Origin of the sequence: Legionella parisiensis (assembly GCF_001467945.1) — a bacterium.
Lineage (GTDB): Bacteria > Pseudomonadota > Gammaproteobacteria > Legionellales > Legionellaceae > Legionella > Legionella parisiensis.
Genome location: NZ_LNYQ01000013.1, coordinates 2,739,129 through 2,759,404, shown reverse-complemented (window position 1 = coordinate 2,759,404; position 20,276 = coordinate 2,739,129). Strand labels below are relative to the sequence as shown.

The following is a 20,276-nucleotide window of genomic DNA, read 5'->3' as shown; positions in this document are numbered from 1 at the left end:
CCCTGTTGCGCCAAACTTTATGCGCGATTGTTGCCGACGTCCTGGGGCTGGAAAGTGGCGAGGAAGTAGGCATAAAAAATGATCTGTTTGCTATGGGCATGGATTCACTGATGGCTTTGGAGTTGAGAAACCGCATTCATGATAAATTGAACTGCCCCAACCTGAGCTTGCCCATAGAGTATTTTATTAATGAACCGCGAATCGATAAAATCGCCAAAAATATTGCCAATGAATTAGATAAGGTCCTTGAAAATGTACCTGAGTCTCTTCCTGCGGAAAACCCAACCGAAGAAATCGCTTTGTGTGATTTTCAATACGTATTCTGGGTGCTCAATAAAATGGATTATCCTTATAACGCAGGGATGCAGTTACAGATACAAGGTAAACTTAATAGAGAATATGTATCTCAGGCATTTAATTTTGTTGTGAAGCAAAACCCTGTTTTTTGGTTGAGTTTTAGTAAAGATGTGCCGATTCAAACATTGAAGAAAGAAGGGCAATTCAAGTTAGTCTATGAAGACATTTCGTCAAACAACAACCAAACAGTGCTGCATCAGGAGTTCCAAAACAATATGTTCAGTGCCATATCCTTAACAGAACCACCGCTAATTAGAGTATATCTTTATAAAATAAATAGCGAATTACATGAGTTGCATATTGTGATGCCTCATATCATAGTAGATGGGCCATCATGCAGTATTCTATTGAACCAATTCAAAAAATGCTATGAAACTCTTTTCCGTGGCAAAAAAATGACTATTGAGCCAGAAAAAGATTCATTCCTTAACTATGTTAAAAAAAATAATCATCTTTATGAAACCAATCTAAAAGATAAAGTTAATTTTTGGCACCACTATAATCATGGTTTTAAGATGTTGTCGCTGAGACGTGAGTATTATATGTCTGCTACAGACGAGCAGGAGAAGTATTTATTCCATTATCCTCTTGATTCTCTTCGAGTTGAGCAATTTATAGAATGGCATAGAACAAAAAATATTAATGTCAGCACGGGATTGATTGCTGCATGCCATATTGCACTTTATAAGCTGAGTCACCAAAAAAAAATGCCGTTCGTTCTCATTCATAACGGTAGAGAAGGAAGCCAATATAATTCCATAGTAGGAGTGTTTGTAGAATATAAAAGAATAAACTTGACCTTAAATGAGAAGGATAATTTTATTGATTTTATTAAGTCTATTGAAGAGCAACTACTAATAACAGCGCCCTATCAGAAATGTTCTCATATAATAAAGAACAGGGAGTTTAAAGGGGCTGGGCTAACAATCAATCACTATTTGCATTATGTATGGAATAAACTCTTCCTTAAGAGGGATCTTGAAAAGAGCAAGTTGCATTCAACTGTCATTGATTATTTAATAAAGTACTTCAGCTGGGCACAGGCAATCACTCACAATACTTCGTTTAAGCATAAATTGAATCAACTATTTAAGTTAAAAATACCCCTGGCAAAACCCGAGAGGTTAAGAGTTCTTATTAATATTACTCCTTCTTTTTTTAGTAAAATAGTTCCTGATAAAAATTTTGCAAATCTAAGTTATCAGTATCCAAATCATTACAGTAGCGAGGATAGACCTATTAATAATCGGTCTTTATGGATTTTATTTTCAAAAGACCTGGAAGGGCAGTACCAACTATCGATTAATGGACCATTAACAGAATACGGTAAAGACGAAGTTGTGAATGCATTCAATAAGATCATGGCTCAGTTATTAGAAAATGATGAATGCACTCTTGCCGATTTTTTAAGCTAATCTAAAGCCCAAAAATAAATTCATCGAAGATTTAATTCACATCGTGTACTATAATATTTTCGCAAATTGAATCATGGGATCACATCAAAAAAATACTTTTTGCCAGGTAGATATTCAAACCGCTTTACGCAGAAAAATTTTAGGCGATAGGAATAGCGTACTTAAGAAGTAACAGGACAGAGAGACATGATTAATTAACTAGTATCACATCCCTCTTTTACCTCATATCGGAAGGGAATCATTTAAATTAACCAATTGACAAAATACATTCATCCTTGAAATTTGTTCGACATTATTGGGCACCGCCTCAAGCAAAGAGGGTGAATAGACAACAATCGCCAAACACTGAGCTCGCGAGATAGCAACATTTATTCTGTTTTTATCAAAAAGAAAATTCAGTCCTCGAGGAGATTCATCTGCATTGCTCGCGCACATGCTCAAAAAGACAATAGGCGCTTCCTGTCCTTGAAATTTATCGACACTTCCTACTTTAGCCTGTTCGCCAAGTGCCATTTTCAATTTGTTTACCTGATGATTGTATGGGGCAACAAAAAGAATGTCCTCCCAACTGATTTCTTTTTGCGAACCATTTTTTGCCTTAAATGTTCTACCTAAAAGCTCCCCGGCTAATAATACAATCCTCTCTACTTCCTCATCACTGGCTTGTGTATTTCCCTCATGAATGACAGGTACGGGAATAATTCCCGCTTCTTTATTCAGCACCCCTTGATATCCCCTGGGAATACTTATTATTTGCTGTACATTTTCAGGGGCAGTTTCCAGTTTTCCTTCATAAATCGCATCACTAACCCATTGATTTACCGCAGGATGCATCCTATAAGTAGTTCCCAGAAAAACCCCCATAGAATCTGGAATTGTTGGTGTTGTGTGTAATAAGTACTCTAATATGGATAAACCACTTTCTTCAGGATGACTTCCTTGGGAGGGTTGCCCCAACTGCATTTGATCACCCATTAATATAATATTGCGGGTTGAACGACTCATAGCAATTAAGTTTGCAACACTAACTTGCCCTGCCTCATCAATAAAAAGATAATCAAAAACATCAGCAAGCTGTTCTCTGGCAAAACCCCAAGCTGTAGCTCCGACAACACATCCGGGTTGAATAAAATGAACAATGTTTTTGTTTTCCAATACTGTAATACCTAAAGCTTCAATTTCCCCATCTGTATTACGAGAACATGCAAAATGTCCCTTAATACCTTCCTTATGGCAATAAGCCGTTGTACTCAGCAATAGGTTATTGATTGCTTTATGACTATTGGATGAAATCCCTATCTTTTTTCCTCTTTGAATGAGCTCTGCGATTAAATGCTTTCCTGTGTAGGTTTTACCTGCGCCAGGAGGACCTTGTAGCGTAAGATAGCTGTTATTTAAATTTAAAACGGCTCGAATAATTTGAGCTAATCGTTCTTCTGGATAGTGACTTGGTGCAATTGCTACCCCCTGTGGATGATCTTTAATCCGCGGATAAGATTTGCTCAGAAAATCCAATATCGCAGTGTTTTCCAGAAAACCTTGTTCAAATAATGCTGCCTGCTTTGCAATCGCATCAGGAATCGAATGAGGATCTACATATTCATTAGGAATTAAGGTAATTGGATCATCCACTTCATTTTTCATTTGCAAGACGATAATCCCATGCTCCAGATCGCTGCCCTCTTCACAATAATTTGCGGTAACCGTCTTACCGTCTTCTGTTTCTTTATCTAAAATGAAATATTGTTTGGCAGCTCCTTTAAACTCCTGTTCCGGATCAAAAAAGTACTCGTAGGCCATATTGCGTGATTTTGGTGAAGGTTTATAGGGTGGCTTAGCGGTCCTCCGGCAATAAGCCAAACAATCAATATCATCGAGCAGGTCTTCTCCAGTTAACCCCAATCGCTCAAACATACGCCAAAACACCGGTTTTGCTTCACGTCGATGAAATTCAATGGACCATGCAAAAATCAAATTTATTTTAGCTAATTCGATGTCTCCGTCAGATTTTAAACGTTCTGCTTGTGCCAGTAACCGCTCGCGTAACTGAATACGCTCACCCACCTTTTCCTTAATCTCAAGCTCAACAAGCTCTGTTTTACCTAAGTAACTTATACCTTGTTCTTTTTGCCGCGCCCTTAGCCAATCCACCAGTTCCTGAGTGGAATTGCAATCATCCATATTATAAGCACGGATGTCATTTAATATTTTTGACGTATGCCAACTCTCACCATCTGGGTGTTCTCGCCAATGCTCATAAACAACGACTGAATCGCCTCCAGAACCCACCGCAGTATCTCGTTTTCCCCGATATAAATGCTCTATATTTTTGATGGAATAGCGTGGCTCACCAATAATTAGAGATGTTTTGACAATTTTATACAAATCAACAAATACTTCATTACGTAAGAGCTGATCGATCTCATCCTCACAAACACCATACCGGCCCATCAACTTCCGACATGCAGAAATTTCATAATTGGCATAATGGTAAATATGCATTTGTGGATCTTCTTGCCAACGCTCATAAACCCATCTCACAAAAGCGTGGAAACTGTCTTTTTCCTGCTCGGCATCATGAGCCCAAAAATCCTTATACTGGCGCTGACCTTTTTCATCAAAATAAGCAATACCCCAAAGATATTCCAGTCCCCCCTCCTCAAGAGGAAAACCTTCAATATCAAAAAATACATCTAGCGGTGATGCAGGAGGCAGCAACGCCAAACCTTGCTTTTGTCCAGGAACATGAGGAATCATTTGATATAAGGGAATTTCCTTGCCGCTACTTTTTTTTTGAATTTTAGCTTGTGCTTGCAATCGCGCAAAACGTTCTGGTTTAATCCCTTTGATCCAGGAACAATTTGCATGAGCCAATGCAGTCATGGTTTTGATCCCTGCTTGATACAGTTTTTTGATTTGCCCGGAAGTAATGGTTGCGACCTGGATCAAATGATCTTCTTTAATTAATAACTCTTCAGCATAAGTACTCCATCTTCCCCAATTTTTAGATGCAGCAGGATCAGGGCAAGCATTGGGATCAAAATTTTGATGCGTCAATAAAAACTGGTGTTTTAGATTTTGATAAAAATAAAAATAATCTGCAGTACGAAAGCGCCGCTGTTCTTTATTGCCTAAAACTACCGTGATGTATTCTGTTCTACTGCCCTGCATCGCTTCAAGCATTTCCGCATAGCAGCATAATTGTAGCAGAAAACCCGGTTTAACAGATCGAGCAAGCTTGGTATCCCAAACTTCATAGCAGTAATCACCCAACCAACTTTTACCTGCTTTCTTTATTAGAAAATCAGCGTATCCCTGAAAAGGAAGCAATTGTAAATGAGCTTGATAAATCACATCGACTCCATCATTCATGGCAGTTAAGGTCGCCTCATAGGTATTCGGCTGTCGATGCAAATTGGCAACGGATAATCCTTGTTCTTCAAATAAAGCCAAGAGTTCCAATTCGTGTTGGTTTCCTAGATGTTGCAATACATCAATTAATTCATCTTTTTCATCGGGCGTAGGCAGTAAATCAGGATGTGCCACTGCAAGATGTTCTATCCAGGATACAAAAGGACTCTCCATAAATTGGGTAAGATCAGATGGCGAAAACATTAATTGGCTGGATTTGATATACATTTGGCACAGATTCAATACTGGATTTCATTTAGAGTATATCAAAATATTTATTCCGTGAAATATATCAACCTCGCTGCGCCCAAAGGTTGCATGAAAGACATATAATAGATTGAAATTTAATTAAATTTTGTTCACAATGCTTTTTTATTTATTAACTGGGTGCTAATAATGAAATTTGAAAAAATCGAAACATTTCTAAATAGGGCAGGATTCAGATTTATAGGCCAAGGAGAAGGAGTTGGAGCAGTAACAGGACGCCCCTCTCACTTATACCAAAAGAATGTTACAGGCAGTACGCCCCAAATGGTTCAATTAGCGGTCTCAAGAGCAGATAGAGATGACATACGCCTAATCTTTAGTAATAATGTGCCACAACTGGTTCGTGACTCTATATATAATATTTTCAATGAAAACGTATTAGATAACGAAAATACAATAAGACCTTAATCTTTAAAAAGTAGGCTGGGGAATTTTGACCTGAGGTATCGACTCATTGGACGTAGTATCAATTCACTAATCCCTCACTTTCAGGAATAACTGAAATTGTATTGGTTAATCCAGGGGCCTAACCGAAATCTAGCGCCCAAAGGCGTACCCTCTTAATCAGTCGTTAATGTTATTCATTTATAATGTAGTATAATAATTATACAGAAAAGTACTTGAATAACCGTAATAACTTATTTCTTAGAAGTAAAAATGAAGCCTGAAATAAAACTGATTATAGAAGCGTTAAATGCAGTTATTGACGAGATAGAAGATTTTGGTTACTACCTCGATCATATCGAATTTCTAGAAAATGAAAACCGCCTTTTGATATTTAGTAAAATTGAGGGTGGAAATGTGGATGCCAGCAGGGTTAATAAATATAGATTACGCGATATTTTCTTTAAAAAGTTTTTAGGGGTTGCAGTAGAAAATATAGAAGGAGAATTTGCCTTCAAGATCTCTATTGATGTTTTACGCAAACTAAAACCCATTACCCACAAGATAGATACTTTGCAAAATCCCCCTGTAAAGCAAGAGCCCCCAAAGAACTTTGAAGCTAGAATAAGAACTCGGCATGATTTGCAAACATTATTAGAAATTGTGACCCCTTCACAAAAGGTATTATCCAAGTTTAGAGGTGAATTACATTTCGTTCGCCTTAATCGTTCTGATGATGTGATCCCCAAAGGACGGAACTTTATAACGAAAGCCGTGGATGAAGAGATTTGTGCCAACACAAATGCGTTATTAGAAAAATTAAATACACTACATGGGCTGGATAATTTACTGTTTATAAACTTTACCGGGCATGAAGCACCTGTTGCAAGTGCATTATATAGGAATGGTGTTGATTGCATTTGGCAACTCTCCATATTGAATGATCCAACGACTCAAACACGGATTATGGATCAGCTACAAGATGCCTTACCACGTGCTGAACTGTTATCACAATCTCCTGAATCACGTGATTCCTCATTAGGTTTAATCCTCGAACCCAATCATGGATTCACTACAATTGACGCTAAAAAACTACCATCATTGGAGCAATTAAAAGAATTTGGAATTAAGCAGGTAGTCCTATTGACTGAGAAAAACTATAACCATGGAAAATGTATTTATCCGCTTGATAATAACTATTTCAGATGTGAGAGTGGATTTTATCAGTGGCTGCAGGCCTTATCATCCGAATTTAATTTGTTAGTCGCTGGAGTATCGAATTTTGAACAACCTCATGAAGAAAGCCTCTTTCTTGATGGCGTTCTGCAAAAAAAAGATACAGCTTCCACATCAACCTATAAATTTCCTAGTTTTTGTACTCTTTTTAAAAACGTACAGCAGTATGGTACGCATGTCTCACCCTTCACTTTCCATGGAGTCAGAATAATGACTAATAAGGATGATCCGGATCAAAACACCATAGAAGAATCAAACAGTCTGAATTAAACCGGCTGCCCTCAATACGAACCATACCCAAGAAACTCCTGCAAAGTATGCGTCGAGTGTCCAATCGTAAAAAGCTCAGGCATAACCATATCTTCCTTTGGGATTGCCCATTTTACCGCTAAATATCGCGAACAAGTTGTTGTTCCAAGCGCTTAACTCCCAACCATTTTGGAAAAAAAGGACCTAGCTTTTTAATAAAATCATAGGCCATGAATAACGCCCCTAAAGCAAATACAACATCTCCCGGCAGTCGTAACCATTGCCATAACAATGTTGTATTATAAAATTCAAGGCTTCTTGAATGGGCAAAGCCATGTTCATAAACATCCATTAATTGTGCCCAGCCTATAGGAAAGAAATTCAACACAATCCATAAAACAAGACCTATGTTATATAACCAAAATGCCCAAGTCCCTAAACGATCACCCCAAGCAAAACGCTCACCTGCAGCATAGCGTAAACAAAAATAAATTAACCCGAGGCCGAGCAAACCAAATGCCCCAAATAATGCGGTATGCGCATGGTTTAAAGTAAGAAACGTTCCATGCTCATAATAGTTTATAAGCGGCGCGTTAAGTGTCCCTCCACCGAATACACCTGCGCCAACAAAATTCCAAAAAGATGCTCCCAAAATATAGAGATAAGCCAAATTATAAGTAAAAATACCTTGTCGCTTAATTAATTGATGATGTTCGATGGCATCGATAATGAGGAGAACCAAAGGCAATACTTCAATGAACGAAAACATAGATCCTAAGGGAACCCAAAAATCCGGAGTACCTGTCCAATACCAGTGATGACCAGTGCCGATGATTCCTCCTAAAAATACCAAAATTGTTTCAAAGTACATTGCACGCTCTGCTAAAGCTCGCGAAACCAATCCTGTTCCCATTAAAAGATAAGCAGTAGAGCACGCAGCAAAAAACTCAAATGACTGCTCTACCCAAAGATGAACGACCCACCAGCGCCAAAAATCAGTGATTGTGAATGATTTTTCAATTCCAGTTAAAGGGATCATCCCAAAGCAATACAATACTGCAATATTTATCGTGCTTGCCCAAAACAAATGTTCTAAACGAATGCGCCCAGTCCAAAACTCAACAGCAGCAGTTTTTAAGCCACTCCAGGTAGGCCACATGCCGCGAAAAATAATAAAACTCCAAAGGAAAAGTCCTAAACAAAATCCAATTTGCCATAAGCGACCAAGTTGCAGATAGGACAGGCCCTGATTGCCCACCCAAAACCAGTGTTCATCCACATATCCCATAATCCCCATATAATTACCAACAAGTGCTCCGCCAACAATAAACAAGGTGACCCAAAACAAGAGATCAACCAAAAAACCCTGCCTTTTCGCTTCTTTTTTACTAATGAGAGGAGCCATGAAAACAGCGGCGCTGACCCATGAAAGAGCGATCCAGACAATTGGCGTTTGAATGTGTACATCGCGTAAGAAATTAAAAGGTAAATAATTATTAATATTAATTCCATAAAACCCCGTTCGTTCTGTATAGTAATGCGCCATAATCGCACCTACAGCAATCTGGATCAGCAAAACAAGCGCAACAACAACAAAATATTGCCCTACCTTGCGCTGACTTGGTGTCAAAGACTCAAATCCCAACAATACGGGGGTTCTCAATGCATCATCAGGCACACTTAAATATCGATGATAAATATAAAGTACGACACCAAAACCCAGAAATACAAAACAAAATGATACCCATGTCCAGTAAAAGGTATTTGCTGTTGGCGTATTTCCCATAGTGGGTTCATAAGGCCAATTGTTGGTATAGGAACTATTTTGCCCTGGTCTATGTGCAATCGTAGTGAGTGAGGAATAAATAAGAAAATCAGCCGTTTGTAAGGCACTTTGCTCATTTAAGCTATAGGCCTTGGTCCAACCTGTTTCTGGATCATGATTTAGTAGATTTTGTGAGATTTGCTGGCGCAGTTGCATGATTGCATCAGCAACTGGCTGGGACAAAATGCTGATTTGCTTACTTAGATCAATGTGCTGCAGATCCTGTTGCATTCCTTGGCGTACAGTGTATTGTTCCCCTACCCCCAGATTTATAAAGGGTTTACCGAAACGTTGTTGCGCTATTTTATCTTCTATAATTCTGCCAAGACTGACTAAATATTTTGCAGTATAATCCTCTCCAAAATAAGAGCCCATTCCATAAAGACTTCCATAATCCATAAGGTCAGCGCGTTGAAAACCCGCTTTACCAGCCACAATATCCTCTGCTGTTATCACAGTTTGCCCAGAAGGAGATTGAAATTGCTGCGGTAAAGGTGGAGCAAGCTGATAGGTTTTATAGGTACCCCAAATCAGCACTATGAAACAGATAATTGCTGTAATTAAAAGAATCCATTTTAAGACATTAGATACTTTATCAACGGCTATAGGCTCAACAATTGAGCTTTGATGGGTATTATCCATGCACACATTCCTTATGCGATTTTTTAATTTGCTCATCACTGGACTGGTAATTTTATAAAAAAAATTATTTTAAAACAAAATTTAAGTGATTTATTTTAGGATTCTTTTTTCATACAAGCTCTGTAATAATAAATGGAAATAAACTAATCCTGCGTAGGGATGCCATTTGGCTGTAATTTCCGCTATTTTCTTATAATCAGGTTTCTTATCAAGATGCAGCAATTGATATAAATTATTTTGTGCACCAGTATCATCACCAGGAAAAGTATCAATCCTTCCCAAACCACGCAATAAAACATATTCCGCAGTCCAACGCCCTATTCCCTTAAAACAACATAAAAAATCAATTACCTCATCATTTGTTTTGTGCTCCAAAGATCCAAAACTTGGTTTTTCTTCAAGGATTGCAGTTGCTAAGCGGATCAGTGTTTCACTTTTATAGGCACTGTAACCTATTTTCTTCAAATCAGAAACAGTGCAATGAGCAACCTCTTCGGGCCTTGGGAATGCGTAGAAAATATGCTCCTTTTCCTTAACTCTGATACTCAGGAATTCAGCCAATCGACTTTGAATTTGCAATCCTGCATCAAGTGATATTTGCTGGCATGAAACTGCATTAACCAGTGCTTCAAAAATAGAAGGGAATCGCGGCGGTTTAACCCCCTTAAATTGTACAACCAGTGGGTTTAATTGAGCTTCGTGTTGTGTGAGATGATAGAAATCGCGTAGGTCCCATTTTAAGCCCAACATTTTCTCTATTTGAGATGTAAGCTGACTTTGAGATACGTCTTTTTGGCTTTCAATGGATAGAAGTAACTCTGGTTCATTAAGCTTTTTACTTTGCTCAGCAATGACTTTAACAGGTGCATCTTCTATGAGCAATAATCGTGTATACCGGCGTCCATCCCAAAGATCAACATTATTTTTGCTTCTTCGACGCAAAGCAAGAACTGTATAGTCCAGCTGGAATGGAGCCATAGGATGTAAGGTAAAAGTAGTCTTCATGTCACGATTAACCTAGTCCTTCATTAAGTAGTCTTACTCATAGTGGAAGAAAGAAGCAATAATACTTAATCTTTTTAATACACTAGGCAAATAAAGCTATAATTTCAACTGAAGAGGAGTACATTAACTTATTGATATGGAAAAACATGGCTACTTTTTCATAATGACCTGATTTGCTATCTAACATTATTATCAATAACGGTGACGAATCAATTTTGGAGTTTAAAGAAACCATAGGACAATTGCCTCAAACTGATGAAGTATGCGCGCTAATAAACATTCCTAATCAAATAGGCAGACAATTACATATGCATTGATACCCCCATTTTGGGCCGTTCAAACCCCATGTTTTCAACTATATTAGCAACTTTTGCATCATCCTTAAAATTTTCTTTGAGAAACTGTAAGGCTTTTTCAGGAATTTCTGTTTTTGTACCTGCATTCTCAAAGCGAACAATATGATTCAATTTTTTCCCTGAATGTTCCATCGGATAACGTTCACCATCCCCGAAGTAAGAGGTTTTAAAACCTTGCTTTGCTAACATGTCTTGAAAAGCAGCAGCATCTTTAGGATTATCAAAAGCTATTTTGAATGTACCGTTCATCTGACCTTTGCCCACAAATGGGATATCCAAACTTGGAGAAGAGGTGGTCATCATGGTACGAATCATTTGACTCACTTCCTGATGTGACTCTTGAGTTGTATGCTTTTTAGTCTGATTCAAAGAATCTTTCATTCGAGAAGAAGGATAGCTAGCTTGTGTTGGTGAAGTCGAAACAACGGGCAAGCTGAGATGAATGAGATTCTTGGTACTGTAATTTCGCGTCATAATGCCACGGGCTCGTTCAGACAAATCTAGGGGGTTTTGCACAATCATAGAAAAATTACCTTCTTGTCGATGCAAACGATTACGTTCCTCCATCAACAAAATGCCGAGCTTATTACCTGTTGTAGCATGTGGTTCTATGCTTCCCCCTGTTCTCCACCCCCAATTACCATCCTGATTTTGCGAACTTCTACTTCCTGTATCTTCAATGAGACAAGCATTTCCTGTATCTTTCAACGCTTGTCGCACTAAAGTGTTTTTTAGTTTTTCCTGAATTGCTCTTTGCATTGCTTCGTCAGCTAATTTAAAATCACTCCATCGTTTTTTTTGTCCTAAATCTCTTGCATTCTGCGCATCTCCCTGAAGAATTCTCTCTAGATAAGCTTTATCATTGGGATCTTTTTGATATTGAAAATAATGCTCCACCGTGGGGAACGTTTTTTCTCCAAAAGGGGTTTGCATCTTAATAGGAATTTCTGCGTAGTTAGAAAAAATCCCCCATTCCTCTCCTTCTCTATCAAATGCAACTATATCGACACTATCAAACTGGGTATTATAGCGACCATGATTAGAAGAACCACTTAGTTTCTTAATTCGACCGTTATAGGATCTTGCATTCAAAGGCATACAACAATATCTCTTAAAATTTTAAAACAATATTTTTATTATAGCCGGTTTATTTTTATACAGCTGTTGTCTCGATTAAATTCGTTAAAATGATAATTTTTGATTATAGGAACGCGATGCAGTAATTTGATTTTTCGGTTTATTGGAGCCAATACATAGGGTGTTTACACTTCACTATCTTGAGCTAATATGCTGCAATTTTAGCACACCGAAACGGAACGTACATGAATTATGTGAGTATCGAAGCGTAGAAAATCGCAGCATTTTGGCCAAGAAAGTAGAATTGTAAACAGGCTCGCCCTACCCTTTTATACAAACAATAGGTGCTAACCTGGCAACCTTTTGGGTTAACCCTGATGCTTGTGCGGCATCCACAACGAAATCGACATTCTTGTAGGCCCCAGGAGCTTCTTCTGCTACACCTCGGTAGGAACTGCTGCGAATGAGAATCCCTTGTTGCGCTAGTTGCTTAATAATTTCACTACCACGCCATTTTTGGGTTGCTTGATGTCGACTCATGGCACGTCCCGCACCATGGCAAGCAGAACCAAATGATTTATTTTCAGTACTCGGCGCGCCTACCAGAATATAAGACGCAGTACCCATACTGCCGCCAATAATCACTGGTTGACCTACCTGTCTAAAGTCTTTTGTTAATTGAGGGTGCCCCGGGCCAAAAGCTCGTGTTGCCCCTTTACGATGAACAAATAATCGCATTGTCTTACCATTTACCTGATGTGTTTCTTCTTTACAGGTATTATGAGATACATCATAAATGAGTTTTATTTGGGTTCCTGGTATTTCATTCTGAAACACTTCACGCATAAAATGGGCAATGATTTCACGATTTGCCAGAGCACAATTTATTCCCGAACGCATAGCACCTAAATAGCTTTCGCCCATTAGTGAACGAATAGGCGCACAAGCTAATTCACGATCAACAAGTTGAATACCATGCTGCTGAGCATCAATCAGCATAGACCGTAAAAAATCTGTTCCTATTTGATGGCCTAGACCACGCGAACCGCAATGGATGCTCACAACTACATCCCCCTCCGCTAAACCAAACGCAGCAGCAGTTTTTTCACAATATATCTGGCGTACCTCCTGGATTTCCAAATAATGATTACCCGAGCCTAAAGTACCCATTTCATTTTTTTGTCGTTTTTTTGCATGTTCTGAAACATGCTCAGGTAAAGCACCTTCTACACGACCATTATCTTCAATTCGCTCTAAATCTTCCCGTTCACCATATCCTTGTTTTACAGCCCAGACGGCGCCGCCTCGCAGCATATCATCCATTTGCTTCATGGTCAGGTTAATACGACTTTTGCTGCCTACACCTGCTGGAATATGAAGAAACAAAGCATCTGCAAGTTGTTCCTTATAAGGTTCAAATTCTTCACGCTTAAGCCCCGTTGATAAGAGCCTTACCCCGCATGAAATATCAAAACCAACACCGCCAGCAGAGACAACTCCTTCATTGTCAGGATCAAATGCCGCAACACCGCCGATAGGAAATCCATACCCCCAATGTGCATCAGGCATGGCAAATGAACCTTGAACAATTCCGGGCAAAGTTGCCACATTAGTGACTTGCTCATAGACTTTCATATCCATATTGAGTATTAATTCCTCTGAAGCAAAAATAATCCCAGGTACACGCATTTTCCCATGTTTTGGGATTCGCCATTCAAAATCACTAATTTTTTCTAACCGGTTTAAATCCATTGACTTTTCGCCTTCTCCCTAGAGGTTTATTATACATCGACCACGCATTGTGCTATCCAAATACCGTTGTCTTGGTAAACTTTTAATTCGGTGAACGTAGCACCTTTCACCTCTACTGCAGGTTGATGCCGTTTAATATCCACTTGCTCTCCTGCAATTATAGCAGTTAACGTCCTCCCCTTTATGGCGACTTCGAACTGGCTAAAAAGCATCTTGTAAATTGCCATGTTATAAATAATGGCATTTAACCAGTCGACAAATAAAATCTCCTCATTCGGTGCCTCACAAGTTACATGAAGCATCTTATAGGGTTGGATTGATTGTGAATCGGTAATTACATTAGTCAGAGCCAAAGCCCCGGTTGCAAAGGCCTCCGCTAACGTTGACCCGTATCCTCTCACCCCAATATCTGACTCATGAGGGAAATGCCCCCATTTTTTTTGTGTACTCAATTAGATTCCTTCTTAAATATTGGAGAATGACCCTGGATTAAATAAAGAATAAGACAATACCAAGATTTGCTTCTATGAGTTTGGGAAATTTTGACGTGCTTTGTGTTGGTTATCAACTGTCATCTGTTCTTCAATTTGTGATTCAAGATTAATCAACTCTTTTGTTCTTACTTCACACAATGCCTTTATGGCAGCTAAATCTTGGTCGACTACGAATACACTCAGCATCCCAGCAGCAGGAACGGGCACTCGCCCCCATGCGCTGCCCGACACACGCACCGCATGCGCCTTATATATTGCAAAATCACCACCTAATTTAGAATTACACTCAAACCAATTTTCCATCTTTTTAGTTATCCAGTTATAAAGATTCTTTGATGTTTTTGGCTGGGTGCTAAAATCCGGAACGGGATAAAAAGGCACATCAGAGCAATATTCATAAACCACATGCATAGGGAGCTTCTTTTGTGCACAGCCTACTCCTTCTCTCCATTGCTTATCTATGGCATTCCAATCTTTATACCCAAGCGGGGCATGTATGGAATCGGCTTGGGTTTGCAGTTCTTTAATAATGGTATTCTTAAAATCAAAATGACTCTCTATGATTGTTTCTCCATTAAGTCTGTAAGTTACCCCCTTTGCATTTACGTTATGATATTGAGTAAGTAATATTGCTAATATCTTTTTACCCTCTTTGTTTGGGGGTAAGCAGTCAAGCAACATTGTCCACATGTGCTTATCCAGGGCCCAAAGTGCGTATTCAAAAGCACTAATATTCTCAAAGATTCGACCAGAACAATCAGTCACTTTGCCTCTTTTAAAAATTAAACTCATATCGTTTTTTAATATCGACTGGACCGCATCATACTCACTGAGCACAATATGATGTAATAATTTACGGATATTCAGTATAGGTTTAAATAAGACCAAATGCTTCTTTGAAGCCATAGCTAGATTTACTAAATCAGAAGTTGATATGCCTTGTACTATTTCCCTTCGGATTTCTGAGGGTAATTCATCAAATAATTCGAGTTTTTCGTGCACGCTTTTCACAAATCGAGTGAATTAGAGAAAAGGGGATTATACTTGAATAATGGGATATTAAAATGACAAATTGTTATAAATAAGTCCTTACTCTTAATAACTTATCCAGAATCCCTTGAGCTAAAAACCTATTGAATAAATCAGATAGTTTCTTAAAAAGTCATCTATTTAACCGCCCTTGCATATACAGCAATAGAGAAAATAACCATGCCCATTCCTAGAGTCTGTCCGAGTGTTAAACGCTCACCAAGCAGCATCCAGGCTATGAGCACTGTAGCTAATGGCATCACAGCAGTTGATAATGAAGCCATTACACCATCGACTTTCTGACATCCAAAATTCCAAAAGACATAAAAAAGACCTGAACTCAGACCTAGAATGATCAAAATGAGCCATTCTAGAGGCGAAGTGCTTAAACCTTTCCAGGTACTAAAGCTCAGACTAATTAATAATAAAATAGCATTAATTGCATTGAGCAAAGAGGAAATAAGAAATACTGGAAGCGAATTTTTATGCATTTTACTTAAAATATAATAAGTTGCTTCGGGTAAAAGAGCGATTAAAACAAGCACATCCCCCACAAATGAATGGTTTACTTGTGAGCCACCCAGTCTATCGCATGCGATAACAATTAATCCCAGGGTAGCAAAGCCTACACAAACAGCTTTTTTACCTGAAAATTTTTCCCCAAGAATAAACCAGGACATCATCGCGATAATGGCAGGTAAAGCACTGGTAATAATGCCTGCCACATTGGCATCAGTATAATTTAATCCCCATAGCATAAGGAAATTAAACAACACTCCGGCAGAGATTGCCTGAGCACTAATAAAAATCCAATCTTTTTGCTTTAGTTGCGAAAAATAATAACTAACCGGTCTGCTTTTGGCAGGTGTGAGCCAATGTAAGGGTAATAAAATGAGTGCTGCCAAAGTAAACCGTAGCGATAATAGAAACAGGACAGGAATTGAGGAAAGCACATACTTGGAAAAAACAATATTCACGCCTACCATAATTTGAGCCAAAATAAGGAAGAGCATGCCTTGCAGAAAATAACCGTTGGATTTTATCATTATAAATCACTTCTTTAAATTGAAAAACGAATCCGTAGTTTATCAATTTCAAAATGAGTATGAGTTATCTGGTTCACGCATTTTATTTGCTGATAACGCTTTTGTTCTCCATTGAGAAGGCGACTCACCAAATACTTTACTGAATCGTCGACTAAATGCAGATAAATTTTCATAACCCACTGCAAAAGCGATGGCTTCAATAGACAGATTTTTTGAAGACAACATGTGCTTTGCGTGGTGTAATTTTTTAAATCGCCAATACTCGGCCATGCTGGACCCCAAAGCATGTTTGAACCGACGTTGTAATTGACTTACGCTCAAATGACAGTGCTGTGCGACTTTACTTACATCAACAGTATCGGCAAAATTCAAATCAATCCAGTTTTTTGCCTTAATCGCTATTGCATCCAACTCCAGTGAAAAAGATTGTGTAGCAAAATGAATAAGTAATTGATTAATCAAAGAATCAGTAAAGAAATCTCCTTCTTTAGCTGCCAAATAATGTTGTGTAAAATGTAACAGTTTTTTAATGCTCGCAGTTAAATGAAACGGATGCGATCTCCTATCTTCAAATAGATGATTTTGAGCAGTCACATCAACCACTAAAAAAAGATTGTTCTGACTTCCTGCAAAACAATGCCGTTCATTAGGCGCAATAAATGCACCTACATGCGTATCCACAACACCAGAATAAAGACCTGACTCTAACTCCATGGAGCCTGAGAGAGGTAAAACCAATTGCGCAAAATCATGAGCATGACTACAACTTTCGGTATGATAAGAACGAAGATCGATATGATTGGAAATCAATTTAACTACTCGCTCGAAAAACAATAAAAATAGTCTTATTATACCACATTGAGTGAAGAATATTTCAGTGGTGTTCACTCCTCTTTAACTTTTAAAAAGCCTTTACAATTGATCAAATTTATTTCATAATGTTTTTTATTTTGCTAAAACGTGAGCGATTTATCCAGCTAATTCTATTTTTGGAGTCTACTGTGCAAAAAAAAATTGATATAACCACCAATCACCCTGAACCTGTGTTTTCTTTAGATGCTCTATTTAAAAAGGAACTAACCGCAGATATTCCCCAAGTCAGTTCCACAGCTGCCTCAGCCATGAAAATATTAATGTTACGCAATCAACAAGGCTATATCAATGAAATCAATCAATTGGCGGAAATTTGCGCTCAGTTACTGAAACAAGGGACTCCCGTTGACTCAGTAGCACAAGCAATCAAATCCGGTATAGCCGCTTCATATCAGCAGGCACTGGATAAAGTAACCAGCGAAATCGGACTAGGGCAGTTTCAATTGAATCGTACTAATCCTCAAACAGTTGCTGGACAGAATTTGGAAAAACAGGTCAAATCCATGAGACGCTATAAAGAAACGCCTCTTATTGACATTATAGAAGGGGTTATTACAGATACTTTGGTACAAGCAAGCGCAAAATTCGATGCGGATCTGGGCGATTTCGACTTTTTAAACGTTAAATCTCGTCTCGTTGCGTTATAAAAACGTTTTAATCACCTGGCCTAGTGAAGACCATGGCCTTCAAGCTAAGCAGAAAACGGATGTTTTCCTCCCTGCGCAGACAGGGAGGTCCGCTTTTTAGATATCACTGTAGAATGCGTACTTTCCTGTTTCAATCTCTGTAAGTAACTCTCAGGACTTGTTGGCAGGTTTTCCTATAACTCAGGATTGAAGTCTCTGCTACAACCTAATGGTTAAAACATCTGTAGGATGAGAAAACAACTGATTCTCTGCAATAACGTCAGCCCCGGCATTTTCATAAAATCGATTTAATGAAGGTTTTAAGGTATCTAACATGATAAATTCCACTTTTTGTGATTTTGCAATCTCCTTAGCCTGCTCAATGATTTGTTTGCCAAAACCCAATCCACGATAAGGTTTGTCCACATACACATACATTAATTCACTCACAGCAGGTACCTTAAACTTTTTTTCATTAAATTCGAGAGCTATTTCTTTTGGAAACAAAGCAAACAATGCGACAGGTTGATCATTTAACAGACCTATATATACATGCTCCTTCATGTCATTGAGCACTTCCTTACGAAATTCAACTCCTTTATTACGAATATATCCCCATTCTCCTTCTGCCCAAGTTGCAGCCAGCGATAAATTCTCCATACCTTCTGATAGTGGTTTAAAATTCAATTTATGTTTAAATAACGCAGCACTAAAAAGTAACATTTTACATCCTCATAACGAGTAAGCCACATACTTGACTTCGTATCGAACCTGTAATCGAGTGGTCTAAAAGGGTACCATTAGACTTCTCTAGAACCTATAATCTTATTCAATAACGCATAAGAAAAAATTGGAGATCAACCCTAATGACCTTCTGGAAAAAATTTAAAGCGTTTTACAATGCTTCGCCAGAAAATAGAATCGGATTTTATAACTTTCTTGCCTTTATTGTTATTCCTGTTTTAGGAATGACCATTTTGTACGTTTTAGTGCGTATTTTTTGGGTAAAGGCCTGAATGATTTGCGCTGAGATAATGCCTCATAGTTTTAACTATGAGGCTATTTAGATCTATTTGGCTTGTTCAACTTTTATTGATCGCACACCCGCTTTGGACTCTGTTTTTTTAGGTAAATCAACCCAAAGCATTCCTTTTTTAAAGGTTGCTTTTGCTTTAGCAAGATCAACGGTTGCAGGTAACGAAATGGAACGCTCATATTTTCCATAGCTAATTTCTCGAGCAATAAATTTTTTACCTTCATTTTTTTTTGAACTGGACTTTTCACCGCTAATAGTGAGTACATTGTCAGTTATAGACACTTTAACGTCTTTTTCATCCATGCCAGGCATTTCTAACTGAACACAAAAATGCTCTTTGTCCTCAACAACGTCCATTGAAGGAGAAATATCCAGCCTTTCAAATTGTCCCAAATTGAATTTAGATGTAGGTAAAAACTCATTAAAGTCTCTAAATAATCTATCTATTTCATGTTGCAGACTTAAAAAAGGATTTTGCGTACGATTAATTTGAATGGAAGATCCTTTAGAAGGAGATCCTTTCTTGAATTGAGTTACTTTGCTCATGATTCACCTCCATAACTCGATGGTTATCTATTAATTTTGGTAATAAAAGTCAACTTTGTCAAACGAAGCATCGCATGAAAAAAGAAATGAATACCAAGGAATGAGGTGGTGTATCTGAAGTCACTCACCTATCGGGCAAGCTGGTTTCGATAATGAAGCCAGAGTAACAGAAACGCGATAGCAGGCATTAGAATATCAGTCCAAAATATGGTACCCGCGTTGCCGGGTTCAAAATTATGGGTCGTGATCATTTGATAAAGATGGACACCAGCAGCTCCCCATAAGAACATCGCAGGAACGATAATCGTTGCCGCACGAAAAGCAATTTTACTTTTAAAGCTGATTACCCCATTCACAGCAATTCCCAAGCTTGCAAAGCCAACCTCCATTTGAAACGGGCTTTGCGGCCAGCCAATAAATTGTGCTGTAAAATCACCGAAGAAGACATGCATTACAAAATTAAACAAATAGGCCAAGCCAATATTAAATAATAAAAACCAGGAAAATATAATTTCAATGATATTAGCTATTTTTATTGGTTTGGAGTGTATCAACAATTCAATAAAAGAAAACAACAGGCCTAAAATAAAACAGGTCAATGTAAAATTACGAATCGCCAAAACAATCATGTCGTCCATAATATTATCCAT

Annotated in this window: 16 protein-coding genes; 4 read left to right on the top strand and 12 right to left on the bottom strand. The window is 38.2% G+C overall.

The window, feature by feature from the left end; genetic code table 11:
- The coding region (locus Lpar_RS18240) for a condensation domain-containing protein (RefSeq protein WP_237759445.1) at positions 1-1,772 on the top strand (1,772 nt) is incomplete at its 5' end.
- Positions 1,773-1,994: 222 nt separating this feature from the next.
- Here the strand turns inward: Lpar_RS18240 and Lpar_RS18235 are convergent.
- Positions 1,995-5,411 (bottom strand): TM0106 family RecB-like putative nuclease, encoded by a 3,417-nt coding sequence (locus Lpar_RS18235; RefSeq protein ID WP_058519182.1) that lies wholly within the window; start codon positions 5,409-5,411, stop codon positions 1,995-1,997.
- Between the two features lie 168 nt (positions 5,412-5,579).
- On the opposite strand from Lpar_RS18235, the gene Lpar_RS18230 reads away from it, so the two are divergent.
- Together Lpar_RS18230 and Lpar_RS18225 are read left to right on the top strand one after the other, a co-directional pair.
- The gene (locus Lpar_RS18230; protein ID WP_058519181.1) at positions 5,580-5,858 is read left to right on the top strand and encodes a hypothetical protein; all 279 of its coding nucleotides are present in this window, start codon (positions 5,580-5,582) and stop codon (positions 5,856-5,858) included.
- Between the two features lie 249 nt (positions 5,859-6,107).
- Complete coding sequence (locus Lpar_RS18225; RefSeq protein ID WP_058519180.1) at positions 6,108-7,340, top strand: hypothetical protein; 1,233 nt, start codon at positions 6,108-6,110, stop codon at positions 7,338-7,340.
- 118 nt (positions 7,341-7,458) lie between these two features.
- On the opposite strand, the gene Lpar_RS18220 is transcribed toward Lpar_RS18225, so the two are convergent.
- The 8 genes from Lpar_RS18220 to Lpar_RS18185 form a co-directional block, all read right to left on the bottom strand.
- Positions 7,459-9,786 carry a nitric-oxide reductase large subunit gene (locus Lpar_RS18220; RefSeq protein WP_058519179.1) on the bottom strand — a complete coding sequence of 776 codons (2,328 nt, stop codon included), beginning with the start codon at positions 9,784-9,786 and terminating at the stop codon, positions 7,459-7,461.
- A 90-nt stretch (positions 9,787-9,876) separates the two neighbouring features.
- Positions 9,877-10,791 (bottom strand): DNA-3-methyladenine glycosylase family protein, encoded by a 915-nt coding sequence (locus Lpar_RS18215; protein ID WP_058519178.1) that lies wholly within the window; start codon positions 10,789-10,791, stop codon positions 9,877-9,879.
- Positions 10,792-11,093: 302 nt separating this feature from the next.
- A complete protein-coding gene (locus Lpar_RS18210; protein WP_058519177.1) occupies positions 11,094-12,245 on the bottom strand; it encodes an NADAR family protein in 1,152 nt (383 codons plus the stop codon).
- Between the two features lie 300 nt (positions 12,246-12,545).
- The gene (locus Lpar_RS18205) at positions 12,546-13,976 is read right to left on the bottom strand and encodes an RtcB family protein (RefSeq protein WP_058519176.1); all 1,431 of its coding nucleotides are present in this window, start codon (positions 13,974-13,976) and stop codon (positions 12,546-12,548) included.
- A 29-nt stretch (positions 13,977-14,005) separates the two neighbouring features.
- On the bottom strand, positions 14,006-14,428 hold the full coding sequence (locus Lpar_RS18200) for an archease (RefSeq protein WP_058519175.1): 423 nt from the start codon (positions 14,426-14,428) through the stop codon (positions 14,006-14,008).
- A 72-nt stretch (positions 14,429-14,500) separates the two neighbouring features.
- Positions 14,501-15,472 carry a hypothetical protein gene (locus tag Lpar_RS18195; protein WP_058519174.1) on the bottom strand — a complete coding sequence of 324 codons (972 nt, stop codon included), beginning with the start codon at positions 15,470-15,472 and terminating at the stop codon, positions 14,501-14,503.
- 164 nt (positions 15,473-15,636) lie between these two features.
- Positions 15,637-16,545, bottom strand: a complete 909-nt coding sequence (locus tag Lpar_RS18190) for a DMT family transporter (protein ID WP_058519173.1) — start codon at positions 16,543-16,545, stop codon at positions 15,637-15,639.
- Positions 16,546-16,593: 48 nt separating this feature from the next.
- On the bottom strand, positions 16,594-17,355 hold the full coding sequence (locus Lpar_RS18185) for an AraC family transcriptional regulator (protein ID WP_058519324.1): 762 nt from the start codon (positions 17,353-17,355) through the stop codon (positions 16,594-16,596).
- Positions 17,356-17,546: 191 nt separating this feature from the next.
- Between Lpar_RS18185 and Lpar_RS18180 the strand changes: the two genes are divergently transcribed.
- Complete coding sequence (locus tag Lpar_RS18180; RefSeq protein ID WP_065236099.1) at positions 17,547-18,065, top strand: hypothetical protein; 519 nt, start codon at positions 17,547-17,549, stop codon at positions 18,063-18,065.
- Positions 18,066-18,263: 198 nt separating this feature from the next.
- Here Lpar_RS18180 and Lpar_RS18175 read toward each other — a convergent pair whose 3' ends face one another.
- The 3 genes from Lpar_RS18175 to Lpar_RS18165 all read right to left on the bottom strand — a co-directional run bounded on the left by Lpar_RS18175 (position 18,264) and on the right by Lpar_RS18165 (position 20,264).
- Positions 18,264-18,767, bottom strand: coding sequence for a GNAT family N-acetyltransferase (locus tag Lpar_RS18175; RefSeq protein ID WP_058519171.1), 504 nt, complete (start codon positions 18,765-18,767; stop codon positions 18,264-18,266).
- A 346-nt stretch (positions 18,768-19,113) separates the two neighbouring features.
- Entirely contained in the window at positions 19,114-19,626 is a 513-nt protein-coding gene (locus Lpar_RS18170) for an Hsp20/alpha crystallin family protein (RefSeq protein WP_058519170.1), read from the bottom strand.
- Between the two features lie 128 nt (positions 19,627-19,754).
- Positions 19,755-20,264, bottom strand: coding sequence for a DUF6790 family protein (locus Lpar_RS18165; protein WP_058519169.1), 510 nt, complete (start codon positions 20,262-20,264; stop codon positions 19,755-19,757).
- Between the last annotated feature and the right edge of the window lie 12 nt (positions 20,265-20,276).

Excerpts from the sequence above, each read along its gene's own strand:
- Lpar_RS18235 (WP_058519182.1), bottom strand. The coding sequence starts at position 5,411 with ATGTATATCAAATCCAGCCAATTAATGTTTTCGCCATCTGATCTTACC.
- Lpar_RS18230 (WP_058519181.1), top strand. The coding sequence starts at position 5,580 with ATGAAATTTGAAAAAATCGAAACATTTCTAAATAGGGCAGGATTCAGA.
- Lpar_RS18225 (WP_058519180.1), top strand. The coding sequence starts at position 6,108 with ATGAAGCCTGAAATAAAACTGATTATAGAAGCGTTAAATGCAGTTATT.
- Lpar_RS18220 (WP_058519179.1), bottom strand. The coding sequence starts at position 9,786 with ATGGATAATACCCATCAAAGCTCAATTGTTGAGCCTATAGCCGTTGAT.
- Lpar_RS18215 (WP_058519178.1), bottom strand. The coding sequence starts at position 10,791 with ATGAAGACTACTTTTACCTTACATCCTATGGCTCCATTCCAGCTGGAC.
- Lpar_RS18210 (WP_058519177.1), bottom strand. The coding sequence starts at position 12,245 with ATGCCTTTGAATGCAAGATCCTATAACGGTCGAATTAAGAAACTAAGT.
- Lpar_RS18205 (WP_058519176.1), bottom strand. The coding sequence starts at position 13,976 with ATGGATTTAAACCGGTTAGAAAAAATTAGTGATTTTGAATGGCGAATC.
- Lpar_RS18190 (WP_058519173.1), bottom strand. The coding sequence starts at position 16,545 with ATGATAAAATCCAACGGTTATTTTCTGCAAGGCATGCTCTTCCTTATT.
- Lpar_RS18175 (WP_058519171.1), bottom strand. The coding sequence starts at position 18,767 with ATGTTACTTTTTAGTGCTGCGTTATTTAAACATAAATTGAATTTTAAA.
- Lpar_RS18170 (WP_058519170.1), bottom strand. The coding sequence starts at position 19,626 with ATGAGCAAAGTAACTCAATTCAAGAAAGGATCTCCTTCTAAAGGATCT.
- Lpar_RS18165 (WP_058519169.1), bottom strand. The coding sequence starts at position 20,264 with ATGGACGACATGATTGTTTTGGCGATTCGTAATTTTACATTGACCTGT.